This is a genomic window from Sphaerimonospora sp. CA-214678 (genome assembly GCF_050942215.1).
Taxonomy (GTDB): Bacteria; Actinomycetota; Actinomycetes; order Streptosporangiales; family Streptosporangiaceae; genus Sphaerimonospora.
Map to the genome: position 1 here is coordinate 2,781,956 of NZ_CP192056.1, position 18,080 is coordinate 2,800,035.

General features: G+C 71.9%; 12 protein-coding genes. 6 read left to right on the plus strand and 6 right to left on the minus strand.

All coding sequences use genetic code 11. The features are described 5' to 3' along the window. Positions 1 to 151: 151 nt before the first annotated feature. On the minus strand, positions 152 to 1,255 hold the full coding sequence (locus ACQP1K_RS12505) for a GNAT family N-acetyltransferase (RefSeq protein ID WP_433501044.1): 1,104 nt from the start codon (positions 1,253 to 1,255) through the stop codon (positions 152 to 154). A 55-nt stretch (positions 1,256 to 1,310) separates the two neighbouring features. Here ACQP1K_RS12505 and ACQP1K_RS12510 point away from each other — a divergent pair, with 55 nt between their 5' ends. Continuing rightward, positions 1,311 to 2,552, plus strand: a complete 1,242-nt coding sequence (locus ACQP1K_RS12510) for a cytochrome P450 (RefSeq protein WP_433501045.1) — start codon at positions 1,311 to 1,313, stop codon at positions 2,550 to 2,552. On the opposite strand, the gene ACQP1K_RS12515 is transcribed toward ACQP1K_RS12510, so the two are convergent. Further along, on the minus strand, positions 2,542 to 3,627 hold the full coding sequence (locus ACQP1K_RS12515; protein ID WP_433501046.1) for a GNAT family N-acetyltransferase: 1,086 nt from the start codon (positions 3,625 to 3,627) through the stop codon (positions 2,542 to 2,544). The genes ACQP1K_RS12510 and ACQP1K_RS12515 overlap by 11 nt on opposite strands. Positions 3,628 to 3,686: 59 nt before the next feature. On the opposite strand from ACQP1K_RS12515, the gene ACQP1K_RS12520 reads away from it, so the two are divergent. Further along, positions 3,687 to 5,120, plus strand: coding sequence for a xylan 1,4-beta-xylosidase (locus ACQP1K_RS12520; RefSeq protein ID WP_433501047.1), 1,434 nt, complete (start codon positions 3,687 to 3,689; stop codon positions 5,118 to 5,120). A 50-nt stretch (positions 5,121 to 5,170) separates the two neighbouring features. Here ACQP1K_RS12520 and ACQP1K_RS12525 read toward each other — a convergent pair whose 3' ends face one another. From ACQP1K_RS12525 to ACQP1K_RS12540, 4 genes are all read right to left on the minus strand, one after another. Continuing rightward, on the minus strand, positions 5,171 to 8,671 hold the full coding sequence (locus ACQP1K_RS12525; RefSeq protein ID WP_433501048.1) for a lipopolysaccharide biosynthesis protein: 3,501 nt from the start codon (positions 8,669 to 8,671) through the stop codon (positions 5,171 to 5,173). 103 nt (positions 8,672 to 8,774) lie between these two features. Next, positions 8,775 to 9,500, minus strand: a complete 726-nt coding sequence (locus tag ACQP1K_RS12530; RefSeq protein WP_433501049.1) for a glycosyltransferase family 2 protein — start codon at positions 9,498 to 9,500, stop codon at positions 8,775 to 8,777. 430 nt (positions 9,501 to 9,930) lie between these two features. Continuing rightward, a complete protein-coding gene (locus ACQP1K_RS12535) occupies positions 9,931 to 10,737 on the minus strand; it encodes a peptidoglycan recognition protein family protein (RefSeq protein ID WP_433501050.1) in 807 nt (268 codons plus the stop codon). Positions 10,738 to 11,040: 303 nt separating this feature from the next. Next, positions 11,041 to 11,520, minus strand: a complete 480-nt coding sequence (locus tag ACQP1K_RS12540) for a peptide deformylase (RefSeq protein ID WP_433501051.1) — start codon at positions 11,518 to 11,520, stop codon at positions 11,041 to 11,043. 204 nt (positions 11,521 to 11,724) lie between these two features. Between ACQP1K_RS12540 and ACQP1K_RS12545 the strand changes: the two genes are divergently transcribed. From ACQP1K_RS12545 to nirD, 4 genes are read left to right on the plus strand one after another with little or no spacing between them, the layout of a single operon-like run. Further along, entirely contained in the window at positions 11,725 to 13,815 is a 2,091-nt protein-coding gene (locus tag ACQP1K_RS12545; RefSeq protein WP_433501052.1) for a molybdopterin oxidoreductase family protein, read from the plus strand. Continuing rightward, positions 13,812 to 15,215, plus strand: coding sequence for an FAD-dependent oxidoreductase (locus ACQP1K_RS12550; RefSeq protein ID WP_433501053.1), 1,404 nt, complete (start codon positions 13,812 to 13,814; stop codon positions 15,213 to 15,215). The genes ACQP1K_RS12545 and ACQP1K_RS12550 overlap by 4 nt, the downstream gene beginning before the upstream one ends. Further along, positions 15,212 to 17,683: a nitrite reductase large subunit NirB gene (gene nirB, locus ACQP1K_RS12555; RefSeq protein ID WP_433501054.1), complete on the plus strand. Its 2,472-nt coding sequence runs from the start codon at positions 15,212 to 15,214 to the stop codon at positions 17,681 to 17,683. Before ACQP1K_RS12550 ends, nirB begins: the two co-directional genes overlap by 4 nt. After that, positions 17,680 to 18,066, plus strand: coding sequence for a nitrite reductase small subunit NirD (gene nirD / locus ACQP1K_RS12560; protein ID WP_433501055.1), 387 nt, complete (start codon positions 17,680 to 17,682; stop codon positions 18,064 to 18,066). Before nirB ends, nirD begins: the two co-directional genes overlap by 4 nt. The last annotated feature ends 14 nt before the right edge of the window (positions 18,067 to 18,080 follow it).

The following is an 18,080-nucleotide window of genomic DNA, read 5'->3' on the forward strand; positions in this document are numbered from 1 at the left end:
TGATACATCCAGATCGCAGGCACACCGCGACTCTACAAAATTCCGGGCCGCACCACGATTGCCCGTTACGCCATCGTGACCCGATCGTAGGGTCGCACGCGATCTTGTGCGCCGATAACACGTGAAATGGATTCGCATCGGGAAAGCGGGTTTATCGGTCGGTGGGAGTTTTCCCCGAATCGCCGCGCAACCCGCCGTAGCTCCGGAGCATCCGGTCGGCGAGGCCGTGCAGCCGGGGGTTGTCGAGGACGTACTGCCGGGCCCGGCGGACCGGTGTGTTGCGCACCCAGTGCACCGCGGCCCCGGCGGAGCGGCGGCGCGCGCAGCCCTCGGCCACCGGGTGACCACCCGTGCGCAGCGTCTGCTTGTAGTCGTCGCCCTTGCTGGTGCTCCAGTCCATCTGCCGGATCCCCGCCTCGGCGGCCGCCCTGGCCATGAGCAGGTGCTGGAGCAGGCCGGGGGAGTACTTCCCGTAGCCGGCGTCGTAGGCGGGGAACCACCCGGCCAGCAGGGACGGCGAGCGCAGCCCGATGTGGCCGGCGATCGGCTCCTCTCCCGCGTACAGCATGGTGAGCGTGCCCGAGCAGCCGGGAGCCCGGCCGGCGTGCAGCCGCTCGACCAGCTCGACGACCCACGGCTGCCCGAAACGGTCGGGCCGGCCGATGCGCCGATATTGGGCGGACTTCCACTTCATGAGCAGGCGCAGCTCCGCGACACTGGCGGAGTGCAGCTCCACCCGCGGCTCCCCGATCTCGCGGCCGAGCTTGCGCAGCCGGGACATCGCCGTCTTGATCGTGCGGGGCGACCGCGCCTTGATCCGCTCCAGGTAGGCGTCGTAGCCGTCGGCCACGTCGATGAGCACGGACTCGGCGGTGAGCGCCGCGTGCGGGGCGAACCACGGCTGGCCGCCCACCAGGAACTCGAACTCCCAGACGGCCAGGCCGGCGCCCTTCAGCAGCGCGGCCGTGTCGAACTCGGCGCCCGGCGCGTGCACGACGCCCTGGGCGAACGACACCCACCCGGCGATCGGCCTGCCCACGCCCATCGCATGCCGCTCGAAGGGGAAGAAGCCGACGTTGCGGCCGCCCTCGGAGATCACAGCGACGAACGCGCCGGGCCGCACCTCCCCGGCGGCGATCGCGAATTCGGGCGCGAGGAAGGGGCTGGCCAGCTCCGGCGTGGACTGCTGCATCGCCCGCCACTCGGCGATCTCGCCGGGGCCCAGCTCGCCGGGGCGTATGACCGAGATCTGCATGTATTCCTTCTCAGAGACGGAGATGCTCCATCGTAGGTTGTGCCACTCTGGTGAGGTGACCGTCATCGCCGAACTCGACATCGCCGCAATCGACTTCTGGGCGCGGCCGGCGGCCGAACGCGCGGGCGTGTTCACGCGGCTGCGCGAGCGGGAGCAGCCGGTCTTCTTCGCCCAGCCCAAGGTGCCGCTGGCCCGGTCGGGCAAGGGCTTCTACGCGCTCGTACGGCACGCCGACGTCGTCGAGGCGAGCCGGAACGCCGCCGTGTTCGCCAACAGCCCCGCCGTGAGCAACCCCGAGCCGCCGGGCTGGGTGAAGCACGTCTACGGCGACTCGCTGGAGAACATGGACGCGCCCGAGCACACCCGGCTGCGCCGCATCGTGTCCCGCGCTTTCGCGCCGCGCATGATGGCCAGGCTGGAAGACGACATCCGCCGCCGGGCCGCCGACGCCGTGTCCGAGCTCACCGCCGCCGGGGGAGGGGACTTCGTCGAGCTGGTCGCGCAGCGGTTCACCACCCACGTGGTCTGCGACCTGCTCGGCATTCCCGAGCGGTACCGGCCCCAGGTGCTGGGCTGGGTCAGGGACACGGTGCAGTACCAGGCCGTGCGCAGCGACCCGAAGGGCATGCTCCGGCACGCGGTCAAGAACACCCGGGCGACGCTCGGCCTGCGCAACCTCGTGGTCCGGCTCGGCCGGGAGCGGCGCAGGCGGCCCGGCGACGACGTCATCTCGGCCCTCGCCAACGCCGACGTCGACGGCGAGCGGCTGACCGGCATGGAGCTCGGCGCGTTCTTCCTGCTCCTGGTCGTCGCCGGGATCGACACGCCGGGTCACGCGCTGTCCCACGCGGTCACCCTGCTCGCCGAGCACCCGGAGCAGCGTGAGCTGCTGCTGTCGGACTTCGACGGCCGTGTCGGCGGCGCGATCGACGAGATCGTGCGGTACTCCTCGCCGATCACCCAGCTGCAGCGGACGGTCGTGGCCGAGCACGAACTGCGCGGCCTGCGGCTCGTGCCCGGCGACAAGGTCGTGCTCTTCTACAACTCGGCCAACCGCGACGAGCGGGTGTTCGCCGATCCCGACGTCTTCGACATCACCCGCACGCCCAACCCCCACGTCGCCTTCGGCGGGCCGGGCGCGCACTACTGCCTGGGCGCCCATCTGGCCAAGCGCGAGCTCACCGTGCTGCTGGGCGAGCTCTACGCCCGCCTGCCCGGCATCCGCCTCGCCGGGCCGCCCGAGCCGATGGTGTCCACCTTCAACAACGCGGTCAGGCGGCTGCCGGTCACCTTCTGACGAGCCTGCCGTACGCCTTGAGCATCCGGTCGGCGGGGTCCCTGAGGTACGGCCTGGCCAGCACGGCGTTGCGGAGGCCGCGCACGGGCACGCGCAGCGCCCAGTGCACCCCGGCCGCCGGGGTAGCCCGCGCGACCCGGCCCTCGGCCACCTGCAGGTCGCGGGTCTTCAGGCTCTCCTTGTAGTCCTTCTCACCACGGCCCATGTCGATGTGCCGCAGGCCCATCGCCGCGAAGTCCTCGGCCATCCCGAGATGCTGCAGAAGCCCGGGGGAGTACTTGCCGAACCGCGTGTCGTAGGCGGGGAACCAGGTGCACAGCTGGCTCGCCGTACGCACTCCGAAGTGGCCGGCGACCACCTCGTCGCCCGCGCGCAGCAGGGACAGGCAGCCGGCGAAGCCGTCGGTGCGGATGGCGTGCAGCCGCTCCACCAGCTCGACGATCCACGGGCTGGCGAACCGGTCGGTACGGCCGGTGCGCCGATACTGCAGCGACTTCCACCGCAGCAGGTCGCGCAGGGCCGCGGTGTCGGACGACTCGGCCTCGTGGCGCACCTCGCCGATCTCCCGGCCGAGCCGGTTGCGCTTGTAGCGGGTCATCCGATGGGTGGTCGGCGAGCGGCGGCGCAGCCCGGCCAGGTAGGCGTCGTACCCCTGGTCGAGGTCGATGACCGGGGAGGGGTGACGGCCGGAGTGATGCCGGGCGAACATCGGCTGGCCGGCGTGCAGGTGGTCGAACTCCCAGGCGGCCAGCCCGGTCGCGCGCAGCAGCCGCGCCGCCTCGAGCTCCAGGCCCGCTGCGTACACCATGCCCTGCAGGTCGGTGAGCCCGGCCGCGACCGGCCTGCCGATGCCGAGCCGGTGCCGCTCGTACGGAAAGAAGCCGGCGACGCCGGAGCCGTCCTCGATCACCGCCACCCGCACCTGCGGGCGCAGCTCCGCCACCGTCGTGACGAACTCCGCCGACAGGAACGGGTTGTCCTGCTCGGGGTCGGCGTCCTGGAACTCGCGCCACCGGGCCAGCTCTGTCGGGCCGAGCTCGCCGGGACGGATCACCGATATCTGCACGTGCCCCATCTTCTCCTGTCTTCTCCCATGAGGGGGCCGCTTGCCGGGGAAACGGCTACGCTTTCCCGGTGGCACCAAGCCGAGGACGCCATGTCAGGCCGCCCGGCGGCCGTCCCCGCCCCCGCTGGCCGATCGCCCTGCTGTCCGCGCTGCTCGCCGTCGGTTCGGTAGCGGCGCTCCTGTGGCTGGTCGCGCTCCGGCGCGGCTCCGGGCAGTCGCCCGTGCCCGGCCGCGGCGCGGCCGCCACGGTCGAGCCGCTCGGCCTCACCCGGACGGGAGGGCCCGCCGACTGGCCGCGCTGGGGGCTGACGCACACGCAGTACACCCCGGTGGAGGACGCGCCGGAGATCGCCGGGCCGGCCGAACGGGCGCTCGGCGCCCAGAGCCTCGTGCAGAACCAGCACATCATGGGCTTCGGCGCCGACAATCCGGAACCCCGGCCGGGGATCTTCGACTTCGCCTCGCTGGACGCGCGGGTGAAGCTGATGGCGGAGACGGGCGGCGCGCCGGTCATCACGCTGTGCTGCGCCCCCGACTGGATGAAGGGCGGCCACCCGGGGAAGACGGACTGGAGCCTGATCGAGATGGCGCCGCGGCAGCGGCACTTCGACGACTTCGCCGCCCTCGCCGCCGCCGTCGCCCGCCGCTACCCGCATGTCCGCAGGTACATCGTGTGGAACGAGTTCAAGGGACTGTGGGACAACGGACGCGGCGAGTGGAACGCCATCGCCTACACCGACCTGTACAACCGCGTCTACGACGCGTTGAAGGCCGTGGATCCCGGCATCCAGGTGGGCGGGCCGTACATCCCGGTCGACAGCTACGCGGGCGACTCGCCGAGCCCGTCGGACGTGCGCGGGCCGTGGGGATCGGTGGACGGCCGGGCGCTGAAGGCCGTCGACTACTGGCTGCGCCACAAACGGGGCGCGGACTTCGTCGTCGTCGACGGCGGGTCCGTGCCGCGTGACGGCGTTCAGCGGCCCGACGAGTTCGGCGCGCTCGGCAAGTTCGGCGCGATGACGCGGTGGCTGCGCGAGCGGTCGGGCCTGCCCGTCTGGTGGGCGGAGTTCTACCCGCTGCCCTGCGTGTCGATCGAGCCGGGCGGCTCCTGCCCGGCGCTGGAGTGGACCGAGTCGCGGCGGCTGGCGGTGACCGCGGCCGCGCTGATCGAGTTCGCCGAGAGCGGCGCGGACACGGTGCTCTACTGGGACGCCTACGCGCCACGCGACAGGCGGGACGACTGCGCGCTCTGCCTGGTCTCGAACACCGATGGAGCCCCGTCGCCGACGCTGGACCTCCTGGGGGAGTTCGCCCGCTGGTTCCCGGCCGGCACCCGGATCGATCCGGTGGCGGGGTCGAATTCCCGGGTGCGCGTTCTCGCCCAGGAGCGCCGTCTCGTGCTCGTCAACACCACGGGCGACCGCCAGGACGTGCGGGCCGGCGGTGATGACGTCGTGCTGGAGCCGTACGAGGTCCGCTGGATGGACCGCGCGGCCTCTTAGGCGATCCCGGTTCGCAGGCCCGGCTGATGCGCCGGGTTCGCGGGCCGGGCTCACAAACCCAGCGTGATGAACCGCTCGACGACCACGGCGACGGCGACCACGCCGGCCGCTGCCGCGATCAGGAACAGGCCGCGGCGCCGGCGGCGGGAGCCGCTCAGGCCCAGCGTCTCGGCGGCGACGAGCACGCCGGAGTACAGCGCGAAGGCGATCAGCCCGAGCGGCGTCCACGGCGTGTCGGCGGGCGGGGCGAGCGTGTAGTCGGCGGGGGGCGGCACCGATCCCGGCGGCTGCCTGCGCAGCGCGTAGACGGCCGCGTCGTCGTCGGTGAACAGGGTGACCAGGTCGGGGGAGCCGCCGAGGGCGGCGCGCAGCCGCTTCCCCCATCCGACGGGGATGCCCTGGGCGAGCGGGTCGGTCACCTCCAGCATCGTCTCCTGGCTGCGCAGGGTCACCAGGAACGAGCCGGGGCCGAGTTCGCGCAGCGCGGAGACGATGGGCGCGACATCGGTGGGGTCCGCGGGCGGCGTGGTGCCCATCCACTCGACCCGTTCGACGTCCCGCTCCCGCCACGGCACGACGCTGTAGGTGATGTCCGGGCTCACCGTGCCCGGCGCCGCCTCGGTCGGGGTGAGCAGCAGGACGCGGGCGCTCGGCCGGTCGTGGGCGTAGACGTACTCGAGCGCGCGGGCCTCTCCCGTGGTGACGCGTTCGAACTGCTCGTTGCCGTACCGCGCGATGAAGAAGCCGCAGGCCAGCGCCAGCACGGTCACGAACGCGGCGGTCATCGGAAGCCGGGCACGGACCAGTTCGAGCACGGACGGCCTGCCGACCACCTGCCGCATGCCCCGCAGGCTGCCGGGCAGCTCGGGGAAGAACGCGTAGGCCGCGAGGAGGCACGCCCCCGGCAGCAGGAAGAAGTACACCCGCAGCCCCATCTCGCCGCCGTAGCTCTGCATCGCCATGGCGGACACCGGGGTGATCGTCAGCACCAGCGCGACCCGGTCGACGACCCCGCGGCGGAACCTGCGCACCACCCCGGCGACCGCCAGCAGGGCGAGCACGGCGGCGAAACCGAGGCGCAGCTTGAGCACGTAGGGGTGGAGGGGGTCGCCGGTGGCGGCCGCGAGCCGTCCCGTGGTGTTCGCGGACAGGTTGCTCAGCAGGGAGCCGATGCCGCCGAGCATGTCGCCGAGGTGGCCGCCCCAGTAGGGCGTGGCCAGATAGCTGACCCAGGCCACGGCGAAGCCGCCGACGAGCCAGGGCAGGGTGACCAGGCCGCACCGCCGGACGAGGACCAGGCCCAGGGCGGCGGCCACCATCATGAACGGGGTGATCTGGTGTGTCGCGGTCGCCGCCGCGCCGAGCAGGAGCAGCACGACGTACAGCACCAGGCGGGTGAGGCGGTCGGCGGGCCGGGAGACGAACTCGCCGGGCTCCGGCCGTTTCCCGGACCCGGGTCCGGTGTTCCGGCGGCCGAACCACGTCACCACGATCGCCAGGAACAGCAGATAGAACAGATAGGTGGTGCCCTGGGGGGAGAAGTAGTCCTGGCCGATCCACTGAAGCGTGACGTACAGCACGGCCGCCAGCCACTTGGCCCGCCGGTCGGCCCGCATCCGGCGCAGGATCAGCAGCAGGGGGACCAGGTAGAGGATGTTCGAGACGACCGGCACCCAGTTGACGAACTCCCGGAAGTCCTCCATGCCCATCGCGCCGGAGACGAAGGCGAACGCCGCGAAGAACCCCGGCCAGCTGAACCGGGCGTCGAGGCCGGGCAGCGTGCCGCCGGTACGCGCGATGTACTCGGTGAACCCGACGTGCAGCCACGCGGTGGGGAAACGGGGCTCGGCCGAGACGAGCGCGGACGCGCCGTGCAGGCAGAACGTGATGGCGAGCAACTGCACGAGCAGCAGCACCGGGCGGTAGCGGAGCTGGGCGAGCGTGACGAAGAACGCGAGGATCAGCAGCGCGAGCCCGGCCAGCGACAGCGGGGGCAGCACCGAGATCAGGCCGAGGCCGTTCATCCGGCCGGGATCGACCCCGGTCAGCGAGGTGCGCGGGGCCAGCAGCGCGACCAGGTAGATGGTGAAACCCTCCGCGGCGAGCAGCGGGAGCAGCCAGTTCGCTGCCCGCTCGGGCCGCCAGGCCGCAGCCACACGAGTACTGATCGTCGTCACGAGGACCATCATGCGGTACGGCAGCGCACGGGCGGCGGCGCCGGCCGGGGCCGAACCGGGCACGATCAGAGAGCGCAGCAGCGCCGGCATGATCGCGACCGCGGTGACGAGCTGCGCGACCAGCAGGCCGATCCCGACTCCGTCGATCCCGAACCGGGGGAGCAGCATGAACGTGACGGCGAAGGCGACCGCGCACATGCCGCCCTGCACGATGGCGAGCATCCTCGGCCGGCTCTTGGCCCGCAGCACGCCGAGGTGGATCTCGATGAGCGCGCGCGGCAGCGTGGCGAGCGCGATGAGCCGCAGCAGCGTGGTGGCGTGCTCGGCGTGCCCCGGGCTGAACACCGCCATCAGGTACGGCGCGAGCACGACCGTGCCGAGGACCGTCGGGACGAGGATGAGGAGCGTGCGGGTGAGCGCGCGGCGGCCGTTCTCGGCGAGCCTGGCGGTGTCGAAGGCCCCTTCGACGGTCAGCGAGGCGGCCATGTTGACCGCGAGGATCTCGATGATCGCCCCGAGCATGCCCGTGCTGTAGAAGTAGTTGAACGTGGTGGCGTCGACGAAGGCGCCCACGATCACCGGCAGCAGGTAGGTGATCGCGAGGACGAACATGGAGCCCAGGTAGTCGCCGGCGAGGAACCTGCCGACCGTCCTGATCGGCGGCGGGCTGCGGTGCGCCGTCTCCCGCTCGTGCGCGGGGATGAGCCGCCGGAACATGAGCAGATCGACCGGCAGCACCATGATGACCACCGGCACCACCCATGACACCGTGATGCCGTGCTCGGGCAGCGTCCCGGCCAGCACCACCAGCAGGACGATCTTGATCACGCCGTACGTGATGTTCTCGACCGGCACCCAGATCGCCTTGCGCAGGCCGGTGAGCGCCACGTCCTGCAGCGTGAAGATCACCCACGTCAGCACGGCGCCGACGAACATCAGGCCGGGGCCGAACCCGCTGAGACTGCTGTAGTTGTCGCCCCAGTAACGGAGCGTCAGGAGGAAGACGACGGTGACGACGGCCGCAGCGCCGGTCGACGCCAGGTAGACGCCGCGGATGAACCTGCCGGTGGCGCGGCCCGTGTCGGCGATGAACCTGGTGAGCGTGCCGACGAAGCCCATCGAGGTGAGCGCGGCCAGCAGCCGCATCGCCCCGATGACGGCCATCGCCCGGCCGCCGTCGTCGGTGTCGTACAGGCGGGCGGCCAGCACCCAGTAGATCAGGCCGAGCACCCCGGAGGCGCCCGCGCTGAACATGAGCGCGTAGGCGTTCTTGAACAGGGGGTCGTCCAGGCCGGGGAGGAGCCTCCTGCGCGACCGCGGGGGGCCCTTCCCGGACTCGGCCGCCGGCGGCGTGCTGGGGAGGGTCTCGGTCACGGAGCGGTTTTCCCCCGGGTTTCCGCCCCGGCGCCGACTCCGGCGCCGACCGCGGTTCCGGTCCCGATGCCGGCGCCGATGCCGGTCCTGGTGCCGGCCGCCGTCATGCGGCCCCCCGGTCGGCCATCGGCGATCGGCCGGCGGTCGGCGACCCGGTGGGCGGGAGGGCCCGGCCGCGCCGCTCGCGGACGATGGTCCTGAGGACCCGCCAGCCGTCGCGGAACGTCCGCAGGTTGCTCGTTCCGTGCAGGCGGCAGCGCTCGTGGCTGGGGATCTCGTGGACGCGCAACCCGGCCCTGGCGGCCCGGATGTTCATCAGCGTCTCGACCTCGAACCCGGCGCAGTCGGGTGCGAGCGTGTCCAGGTGGCGGGCCCAGAAGGCGTTGTAGCCGTAGCACAGGTCGGTGTAGCGGGTGCGGAACAGCAGGTTGACCAGTGAGCTCAGCATGAGGTTGCCGAGCCTGCGCCCGGTCGTGATGTCGTCGCTGCCGCCGCCGTTGAGGAAGCGCGACCCCTTGGCGTAGTCGGCGCCGGCGACGAGCGCGCCGACGAAGCGGACGATCTCCCGCCCGTCGGTCGAGCCGTCCGCGTCGATCATGACGATGATCTCGCCCGTGCACGCGGCGAAGCCCTCGGCGAGCGCGTCGCCCTTGCCGCTGCCGCGCTGGCGCACCACCCGCAGACCGGGCCGCAGCCGTCTGGCCACCGCGACCGTGTCGTCGGTGGAGTCGCCGTCGACGAGCACCACCTCGTGGATCCACCGGGGCAGGGTCGCGAACACGTGGGGCAGATTCTCCGCCTCGTTCAGCGCCGGTACCACGACGCTCACCCGAGGGGTGATCGCCATCGAGGGGGAAACTCTCACAAACCCGTCCATGGAGGCTTGCTGGGAGAGCGGCCCTAAGTGCGGGATGGAGCTGCTGCTCTCGCGGTTCATGGGTACGGATCCTCCGTGGCGGGGCTGATCGGCGTCTTCGCGCGGTTCACCGAGGGTATGTGTCGGGGGCGGAACACACGCGAAATCGGGCGGGAGACCGTCCGAAATCTCGCGGAGACCCGAGACTATCGTTCCGGCCTCGCCGCGCGTGCGCCACCCCGCGAAGCGGTCGTCAAAGAAGAAATCGCCACAGTGCCCCCCACCCCTCGCCGGTGATCGGCGAAATCAGGATCACCCGCTGATCGTCGTGCTTATCTGACCAATCGATGGCCGAACTGTCAACGCGGACGCCCGGTGGCGTACCGGTGGCGTTTTGGGTCCCTCATCGATCGGCCTGCGACTTGTCCTGATCTTCCGGTTCCTCCGGCTCCCCCGGGTCCGGCCGTTCGCCGTCGGGCAGGCGGTCGCCCAGCCGGCGGGCCACCCCCGCCCGCAGTTCGGGGAGGTATTCGTACAGGCGGTCGCCGGGGCATGCGGTCGCATTGAGGTCGCGGTGGCCGATGATCGCCTCCTCGGGGTCGAGCCGGTAGGTCGAGCACAGCCAGGCCAGCAGCGCCGTCAGCGAGTCGAGCTGGTCGGTCGGGGGCAGCTCCGTCGTGTAGGTGCCCTCGGTCTCGATCCCCAGCGTGTGCCGGTTGTGACCGGCGGCCTGAGCTCCCACGACGTTCCCGCCCTGGGCGATCGCGGGCAGCGTCCGGTTGCGGCCCTCCATGATGTGACCGCCCCGGCTGACCGTGAACTGCTCGCCGATGTCCGCCCAGCCGTTGCGCCGCATGTGGTAGCGCTGGATCGCGCGGGAGAGCCGGAACGCCGCCTCCAGGCTCACGTCGCGCGTGTTGGCCGTCGCGGTGTGATGGATGACGAGCCGGTCGGGCGGGGTGTCGAGCACGACGGCCTTGCTCTTCGGCGCGGCGGCGTCCCACTCGTCCCTGGTGTGGATGCGGGGACGACTCGGCGGGGCATCCGCCTTGTCTGTCTTGCTGCCCTTCTTCTCCTTGCCGTCCTTTTTCTCTTTGCTCCCCTTGTCGTCCCCGTCCACTGTGCCGGCCTCGGCCCACGGGCCGCTCAGGATCGCCAAGGCGATTCCGCTCCCGGCCGACAGGAACACCCGGCGTGTGATCGCTGGCAAACGCGCGCCCTCCCACGAGACGTCGTCCGTCGGGAGGTTGCATCGATATTTCCCAGGCCCGCCCCGGCTATTCCCGCGCGGCGAGAAGCGGTCACATGTCAACCGAAATGTCTAGCGAAATGTCCGGGTTGTTCTGGTCCGGTTCTGGAGCCGTTGCGAAAGAGTCCCGGAACCGCTCCGGAAGGGGTGCGGGACAGCCTGTAAAACACTCTAAAAATCGCGGAAACAGCCCCGGAAAGGCTTCAAATCGGCTATGAAACGGCGAAAGCCGTGTGAGAGAAAAAAGGGCCTATGTCGGGAAAATCACCTGGGAATGGCGGAGTGGAAACGCCGCTGCTCCTCGTCGGGCAGATGATCGATGAAGAGCACGCCGTCCAGGTGGTCGGCCTCGTGCTGGAGCACCCTGGCCAGCATGCCGATCGCCCGCAGCGTCACCGGCTTGCCGTACATGTCCCTGCCCCGGGCCACGGCGGAGAACGACCGCTCCCTGGGCCACCAGACACCGGGTGCGGACAGGCATGCCTCGTCGGCCATCACGGTCCGTCCGGCGAGCTCCAGGCGCGGGTTCACCAGATGGCCCGACCTGCCGTCGACGGCGTACGCGATCACCCGGAGCGGGACCCCGATCTGGGGCGCGGCGAGCCCGGCCCGGCCCTGACCGGCCCGCAGGGTCGCGGTGAGCGACTTGACGACCTCACGCAGCGAGCGGTCGAACGCGGTGACCGGTTCTGCCGCGGCCCGCAGCGCCGGATCGTCGAACATCAGGATCTGCCGTACGGCCATGCACGCTCCCTGCGGCGACGACGAAACCGTCAAGACGATGCCCATTCCGAAGGTAGATCAATCTATCGGAGATCCATGCCGTGCCGGTCGCCGGCGCGAGCGGAAGGAACCTCGGGCCATGCCCTCGGTCACGCCCGCGGCTTTTAGCGAATCGGTAACAAGGCGGACTCAGCGGCGAAACCGTCGGTGCCCACCATCGAACCCATGCAGATCCCACCTTCCTCCGCACGGTCCCCGGCCCCGGCGGGCGTGGCGACACACTGCCCCTACTGCGCGCTGCAGTGCGGCATGCGCGTGACGGACGCCCGCCCCGCTGGAGGGGGGATCCGCGTGACAGCCCGCGAGGACGTCCCGGCCAACCAGGGGGGACTGTGCCAGAAGGGCTGGACCGCCGCCGAGTTGCTGGTCTCGCCAGAACGGCTGACCACGCCGCTGCTGCACGGCCGCCCGGTGGACTGGGACGAGGCGCTCGGCTTCGTCGCGGAACGCCTCGTGGCCGTTCAGGCCGAACACGGCCCCGACGCCGTGGCCGTATTCGGCGGCGGCGGGCTGACCAACGAGAAGGCCTATCAGCTCGGCAAGTTCGCCCGGGTCGCGCTGCGCACCGGTCAGATCGACTACAACGGCCGGTTCTGCATGTCGTCGGCCGCCGCCGCCGCCAACAGGGCGTTCGGCATGGACCGCGGCCTGCCGTTCCCCATCACCGACATCGCCCGGGCCGACGCGGTCCTGCTCGCCGGAGGCAACGTCGCCGAGACGATGCCGCCGTTCGTCCGGCATCTGACGCGGATGCGGGACGGCGGCGGCCGGCTGATCGTGATCGACCCCAGGACCACGCCCACGGCCCGGCTCGCCGATCTGCACCTGCGGGTGACCCCGGGCACCGATCTCGCCCTCGCCCTCGGCCTGCTGCATCTCGTGATCGCACGGGACAGCGCGGATCTCGGTTATCTGGCCGAGCGCACGGTCGGGTTCGACGAGGTACGTACCTCGGTCTCGGCCTGGTGGCCCGAGCGGGTCGAGCGGGTGACCGGGGTGCCGGTCGCCCTCATGCGCGAGGCCGTCCGGATCCTCGGCGCGGCCGGCCGGGCGATGATCTTGACGGGAAGGGGCGCCGAGCAGCATGCCAAGGGCACCGAGACCGTGACCGCGTTCATCAACCTGGCCCTCGCCCTCGGCCTGCCCGGACGGGAGGGCTCCGGCTACGGATGCGTCACCGGCCAGGGCAACGGCCAGGGCGGCAGGGAGCACGGGCAGAAGGCCGACCAGTTGCCCGGTTATCGCCGGATCGACGACCCGGCGGCGCGGGCGCACGTGGCGGCCGTGTGGGGAGTCGATCCCGGCGATCTGCCCGGGCCGGGCCGATCAGCCTTCGAGCTGTTCGACGCGCTCGGCACGCCGGCGGGTCCACGGGCGTTGCTGCTGTTCGGGTCCAACCCGGTGGTCTCCGCGCCGGACGCCGGCCGCGTCGCCCGGCGGCTGGCCGGGCTGGACCTGCTGGTGGTCTCCGACATCGTGCTGTCCGAGACCGCCGCCATGGCCGATGTCGTGCTGCCCTCCACCCAGTGGGCCGAGGAGCACGGCACGATCACGAACCTGGAGGGCCGCGTCCTGCTGCGCCGCCGGGCGGCCGATCCGCCCCCGGGCGTGTGGACCGACCTGGAGATCATGCGCGGGCTCGCCGACCGGCTCGGCCGCGGCGACGCCTTCCCGGCCGACCCCGGCGAGGTGTTCGACGAACTGCGCAGGGCCTCCCGGGGCGGGATCGCCGACTACTCCGGCATCACCCACGCCAGGCTCGCCGCCGGGACCGGGCTCTTCTGGCCCTGTCCGGCCGAGGACCATCCGGGCACGCCCCGCCCCTTCATCGACCGGTTCGCCACCCCGGACGGGCGGGCCCGCCTCGTCCCGGTGGAGCATCGGCCGCCCGCTGAGGACGTCGACGCCGAGTTCCCCCTGTACCTGACCACGGGACGGGTGCTCGCGCACTACCAGTCGGGAGCCCAGACGCGCCGGATCCCGGCACTCAACGAGGCGGAACCGGAGGTCTTCGTGGAGCTCCATCCCGACCTGGCGCGGCGGCTGAACGTCGCGCCGGGCGACCGGGTGCGGGTGCGCAGCCGGCGCGGTACGGCCGAGGGCGAGGCCAGGGTGAGCGCGGCGATCCGGCCCGACACGGTCTTCATGCCGTTCCACTGGGAGGGGGTCAACCGGCTCACCAACGCGGCCCTCGACCCCATCTCGCGGATGCCGGAGTTCAAGGTCTGCGCTGTCGGCGTGGAGCGTGTGATATGAGGCTCGTCGTCGTGGGCAACGGGATGGCCGGGGCGCGGCTGGTGACCGAGGTGCGGCGCCGGGACGCCGGGAACGACGTCGAGATCTCCGTGTTCGAGGCCGAGCCGCTTCAGCCGTACAACCGGGTGCTGCTGTCGAACGTGCTCGCCGGGACCGCCGGGCCCGAGCAGGTCCGGCTGCTGGACCCGGGGTGGTACGCGGAGAACGGCGTGCGTACGCGCCTGGGGGTCCGGGTGCGGGGGATCGACAGGGCCGCCCGCGTGGTCGTCGCCGAGGATGGCACGCGCGAGCCGTACGACGTGCTGGTGCTGGCGACCGGCAGCGAACCGGTGGTGCCGCCCATCCCGGGCGCGGGGCGCGCGATGGTCTTCAGGACGCTGGACGACTGCGACCGGATCCGCGCGGCCGCGGCGTCCGCCCGGCACGCGGTGGTGGTCGGAGGCGGCCTGCTCGGCGTCGAAGCGGCCCGGGGCCTGGCCGGCCTCGGTCTGCCGGTGACGCTGCTGCATCGCGCGGGTCACCTGATGGAGCGCCAGCTCGATTCGGAGGCCGGGCTGGTGCTCCGGCAGACCCTCGCGATGGTCGGTGTGACGGTGCGCACCGGGGTGACCGTGACCGCGATCGACTCCGGACGCGTGCGCCTGGCCGACGGCGCCGCGATGGACGCCGACCTGGTGGTGCTCGCGTGCGGGGTGCGGCCCGTCGTGCGGCTCGCCCGTGAGGCCGGTCTGCGGGTCGACCGGGGAGTTGTGGTCGACGACGGGCTGCGTACCGACGATCGGTCGATCTTCGCGATCGGAGAGTGCGCCCAGCACTCCGGCACGGTGTACGGACTCGTCGCACCGGCGTGGGAGCAGGCGGCGGTGGTCGCCGACATCGTGACCGGCGCCGACGGCGGCGCGCGCTACCGCGGCTCCCGCGTGGTGACCAGGCTCAAGGCCGCCGGGGTCGAGCTGGCGGCGATGGGCGAGACGCATCTCACCGACGACCAGGCGGAGATCGTCCGCTTCACCCATCGGCGCAGCGGCACCTATCGCAAGCTCGTCATCCGCGGCGAACGGCTGGTGGGGGCGATCCTGCTGGGTGAGACGCCCACCGTGGGCTCGCTCACCCAGCTGTTCGACCGGGGCGGCCCGCTGCCCGGCGATCGGATGGGCCTGCTGTCGCAGGATCCGTCCGCCGCCGGGGCGGCGAGCCCGGCGTTGCTGCCGGACTCGGCGCGGGTCTGCCGGTGCAACAACGTGACCAAGGGCCGGATCAGGGCCTGCTGGGAGGCCGGTGCCCGCGATCTGCCCGCCGTCGTCGCCGCGACGGCGGCCACGACCGGGTGCGGCGGGTGCCGCGACGTGGTGGACGGAATCGTCGGCTGGCTGTGTGAGCAGGAGGGTGTCAGCGTATGAGTTCGCGAATCGTGGTGGCGGGGTTCGGGCCGGCGGCGCACCGGCTGGTCGAGACCCTCCTCGCCCGGGGCCTGCGGGGAGATGAACTCACCGTCTTCGGGGAGGAGCCGCGCCCGGCGTACGACCGGGTGGCCCTCACCTCCTATCTGAGCGGGCGGACCGTGGCCGATCTGACCCTTCCCGTTCCCGGCGGCGTCACGCTCCGGCTGGGATGCGAGGTCGTGGCGGTGGACCGCGACCGTCGCGTCGTCGTCGCGGCGGACGGCACGCGAGAGCCGTACGACGTGCTGGTGCTGGCGACCGGATCGGCGCCGTTCGTGCCGCCGGTGCCCGGCCGCGATCTGCCCGGCTGCTTCGTCTACCGGACCATCGAGGACCTCGACGCGATCAGGGCGGCGGCCGGGGACGCGGTCGCCGGCGTGGTGGTCGGCGGGGGCCTGCTCGGCCTGGAGGCGGCCGACGCGCTGCGCCGGCTCGGGCTGCGCACCCACATCGTCGAGATGGGCGACCGGCTGATGCCGCGCCAGGTCGACGAGGGCGGCGGGGCGGTGCTGCGCCGTCACGTCGAGTCGCTCGGGCTGACCGTGCACGTCGGCGCGGGAGTGGCGGCGGTGGAGGCGGGCGAGGACAGCCGGGTCGCCCGGCTGGTGAAGCCGGACGGCGAGGCGATCGAGGCGCAGATCGTGGTGTTCTCCGCGGGGATCAGGCCGCGCGACGAGCTCGCCCGCGGCTGCGGGCTTCCGGTCGGCGAACGCGGCGGCATCGTCGTCGACGAGGGCATGCGCACCGCCGACGAGCGCGTCTACGCCATCGGCGAGTGCGCGCTGGCGGCGGGGATGGTCTACGGCCTGGCCGGGCCGTGCTTCACCCAGGCGGAGGTGGCGGCGGACCGCATCCTCGGCGGCTCGGCCTCCTTCCGCGGCGCCGACCTGTCCACCAAGCTCAAACTGCTCGGAGTCGAGGTCGCCCAATTCGGGGAGACCCGCTTCGACGACCCCTCCGGCGCGCTCGACGTCGTCTACATGGATCCGGTCGCCGGCGTCTACAAGCGGCTGTTCGTGAGCGACGACGCCAAGACGCTGCTCGGCGGCGTCTGCGTCGGCGACGCCGGGCCGTACGGCACGCTGCGGCCCTTCGTGGGCAAGACCCTGCCGGCGCCCCCGAGCGACCTGCTGTTCGCGGGCGCGGGGGTCCAGACCGAGATCCCCGGCGACGCTCAGATCTGCTCCTGCAACAACGTCACCAAGGACCGGATCGTCGCGGCCATCACCGAGAACGGCCTGACCGACGTGCAGGGGATCAAGGACTGCACCCGTGCGGGCACCACCTGCGGAAGCTGCGTGCCGATGCTGAAGCAGATCCTCGTCGAGTCCGGTGTGGACGTCGGCACCGCGCTGTGCGAGCACTTCGCCCACAGCCGGGCCGAACTGTTCGACATCGTCGCGGTCCGCGGCATCACCACGTTCTCCCGGCTCATCGCCGAGCACGGCACCGGGCGCGGCTGCGACGTCTGCAAACCCGTGGTGGCCTCCATCCTCGCCTCGCTCGGCAACGGGCACATCCTCGACGGGGAGCAGGCCGCGCTGCAGGACACCAACGACAAGTTCCTCGCCAACATCCAGAAGAACGGCACCTACTCGGTGGTGCCCCGGATCCCGGGCGGGGAGATCACCCCCGAGAGGCTGATCGTGATCGGTGAGGTGGCCCGTGAGTTCGGGCTGTACACGAAGATCACCGGTGGCCAGCGCATCGACCTGCTGGGCGCCCGGGTCGAGCAGCTCCCGCTGATCTGGAAGCGGCTGGTGGACGCCGGGTTCGAGTCCGGCCACGCGTACGGCAAGGCGCTGCGCACGGTGAAGTCCTGCGTCGGCTCCACCTGGTGCCGGTACGGCGTGCAGGACTCCGTCGGGCTGGCGATCGCCCTGGAGTTGCGCTACCGGGGGCTGCGCGCGCCGCACAAGATCAAAGCGGCGGTCTCCGGCTGCGCACGCGAATGCGCCGAGGCCCGGTCGAAGGACTTCGGCATCATCGCGACCGAGCAGGGCTGGAACCTCTATGTGGGCGGCAACGGCGGGTTCCGGCCGCGGCACGCCGACCTGCTCGCCGCCGACCTGACCACCGACGAGCTGATCCGCACCGTCGACAGGTTCCTGATGTTCTACATACGCACCGCCGACCGGCTCCAGCGGACCTCGGCCTGGCTGGAGGCCATGGACGGCGGGCTCGACCAGCTGAGGGCGGTGATCACTGAAGACTCTCTGGGGATCTGCGCCGACCTGGACGCGCAGATGGAGCGGCACGTGGCCGGCTACGTGGACGAGTGGCGCGCCACCCTGGAGGATCCCGACAAGCTGCGGCGCTTCGTCAGCTTCGTGAACGCACCGGGCACCCCGGACCCCTCGATCGAGTTCCGGACGGAGCGCGGTCAGATCAAACCGATACCCGTCACTGTGGAGGTGACCCCATGACCATCCTCGACCGGACACCCGTCGACCGGGCGCACGCCGACGAGACCGGCGGCAGCGGGCACGGCTGGACCCCCGTCTGCCCCGACACCCAGCTCGTTCCCGAGTTCGGCGCCGCCGCCCTCGTCGCGGGCCGCCAGGTGGCGGTGTTCCGCACGTTCGACGGCGGGCTCTACGCGCTCGGGAACCGCGACCCCTTCAGCGGGGCCCAGGTCCTGTCCCGCGGCATCGTCGGCACGAGGAACGGCGAGCCCACGGTCGCCTCGCCCATGCACAAGCAGGTCTTCTCCCTGGTCACCGGGGCCTGCCTGGACGACCCGGACATCACCGTCCCGACCTACCGGGTCCGTGTCGCCGGTGCCGCCATCGAGGTGAAGGTGGCGTGATCGGGACGGCGGGC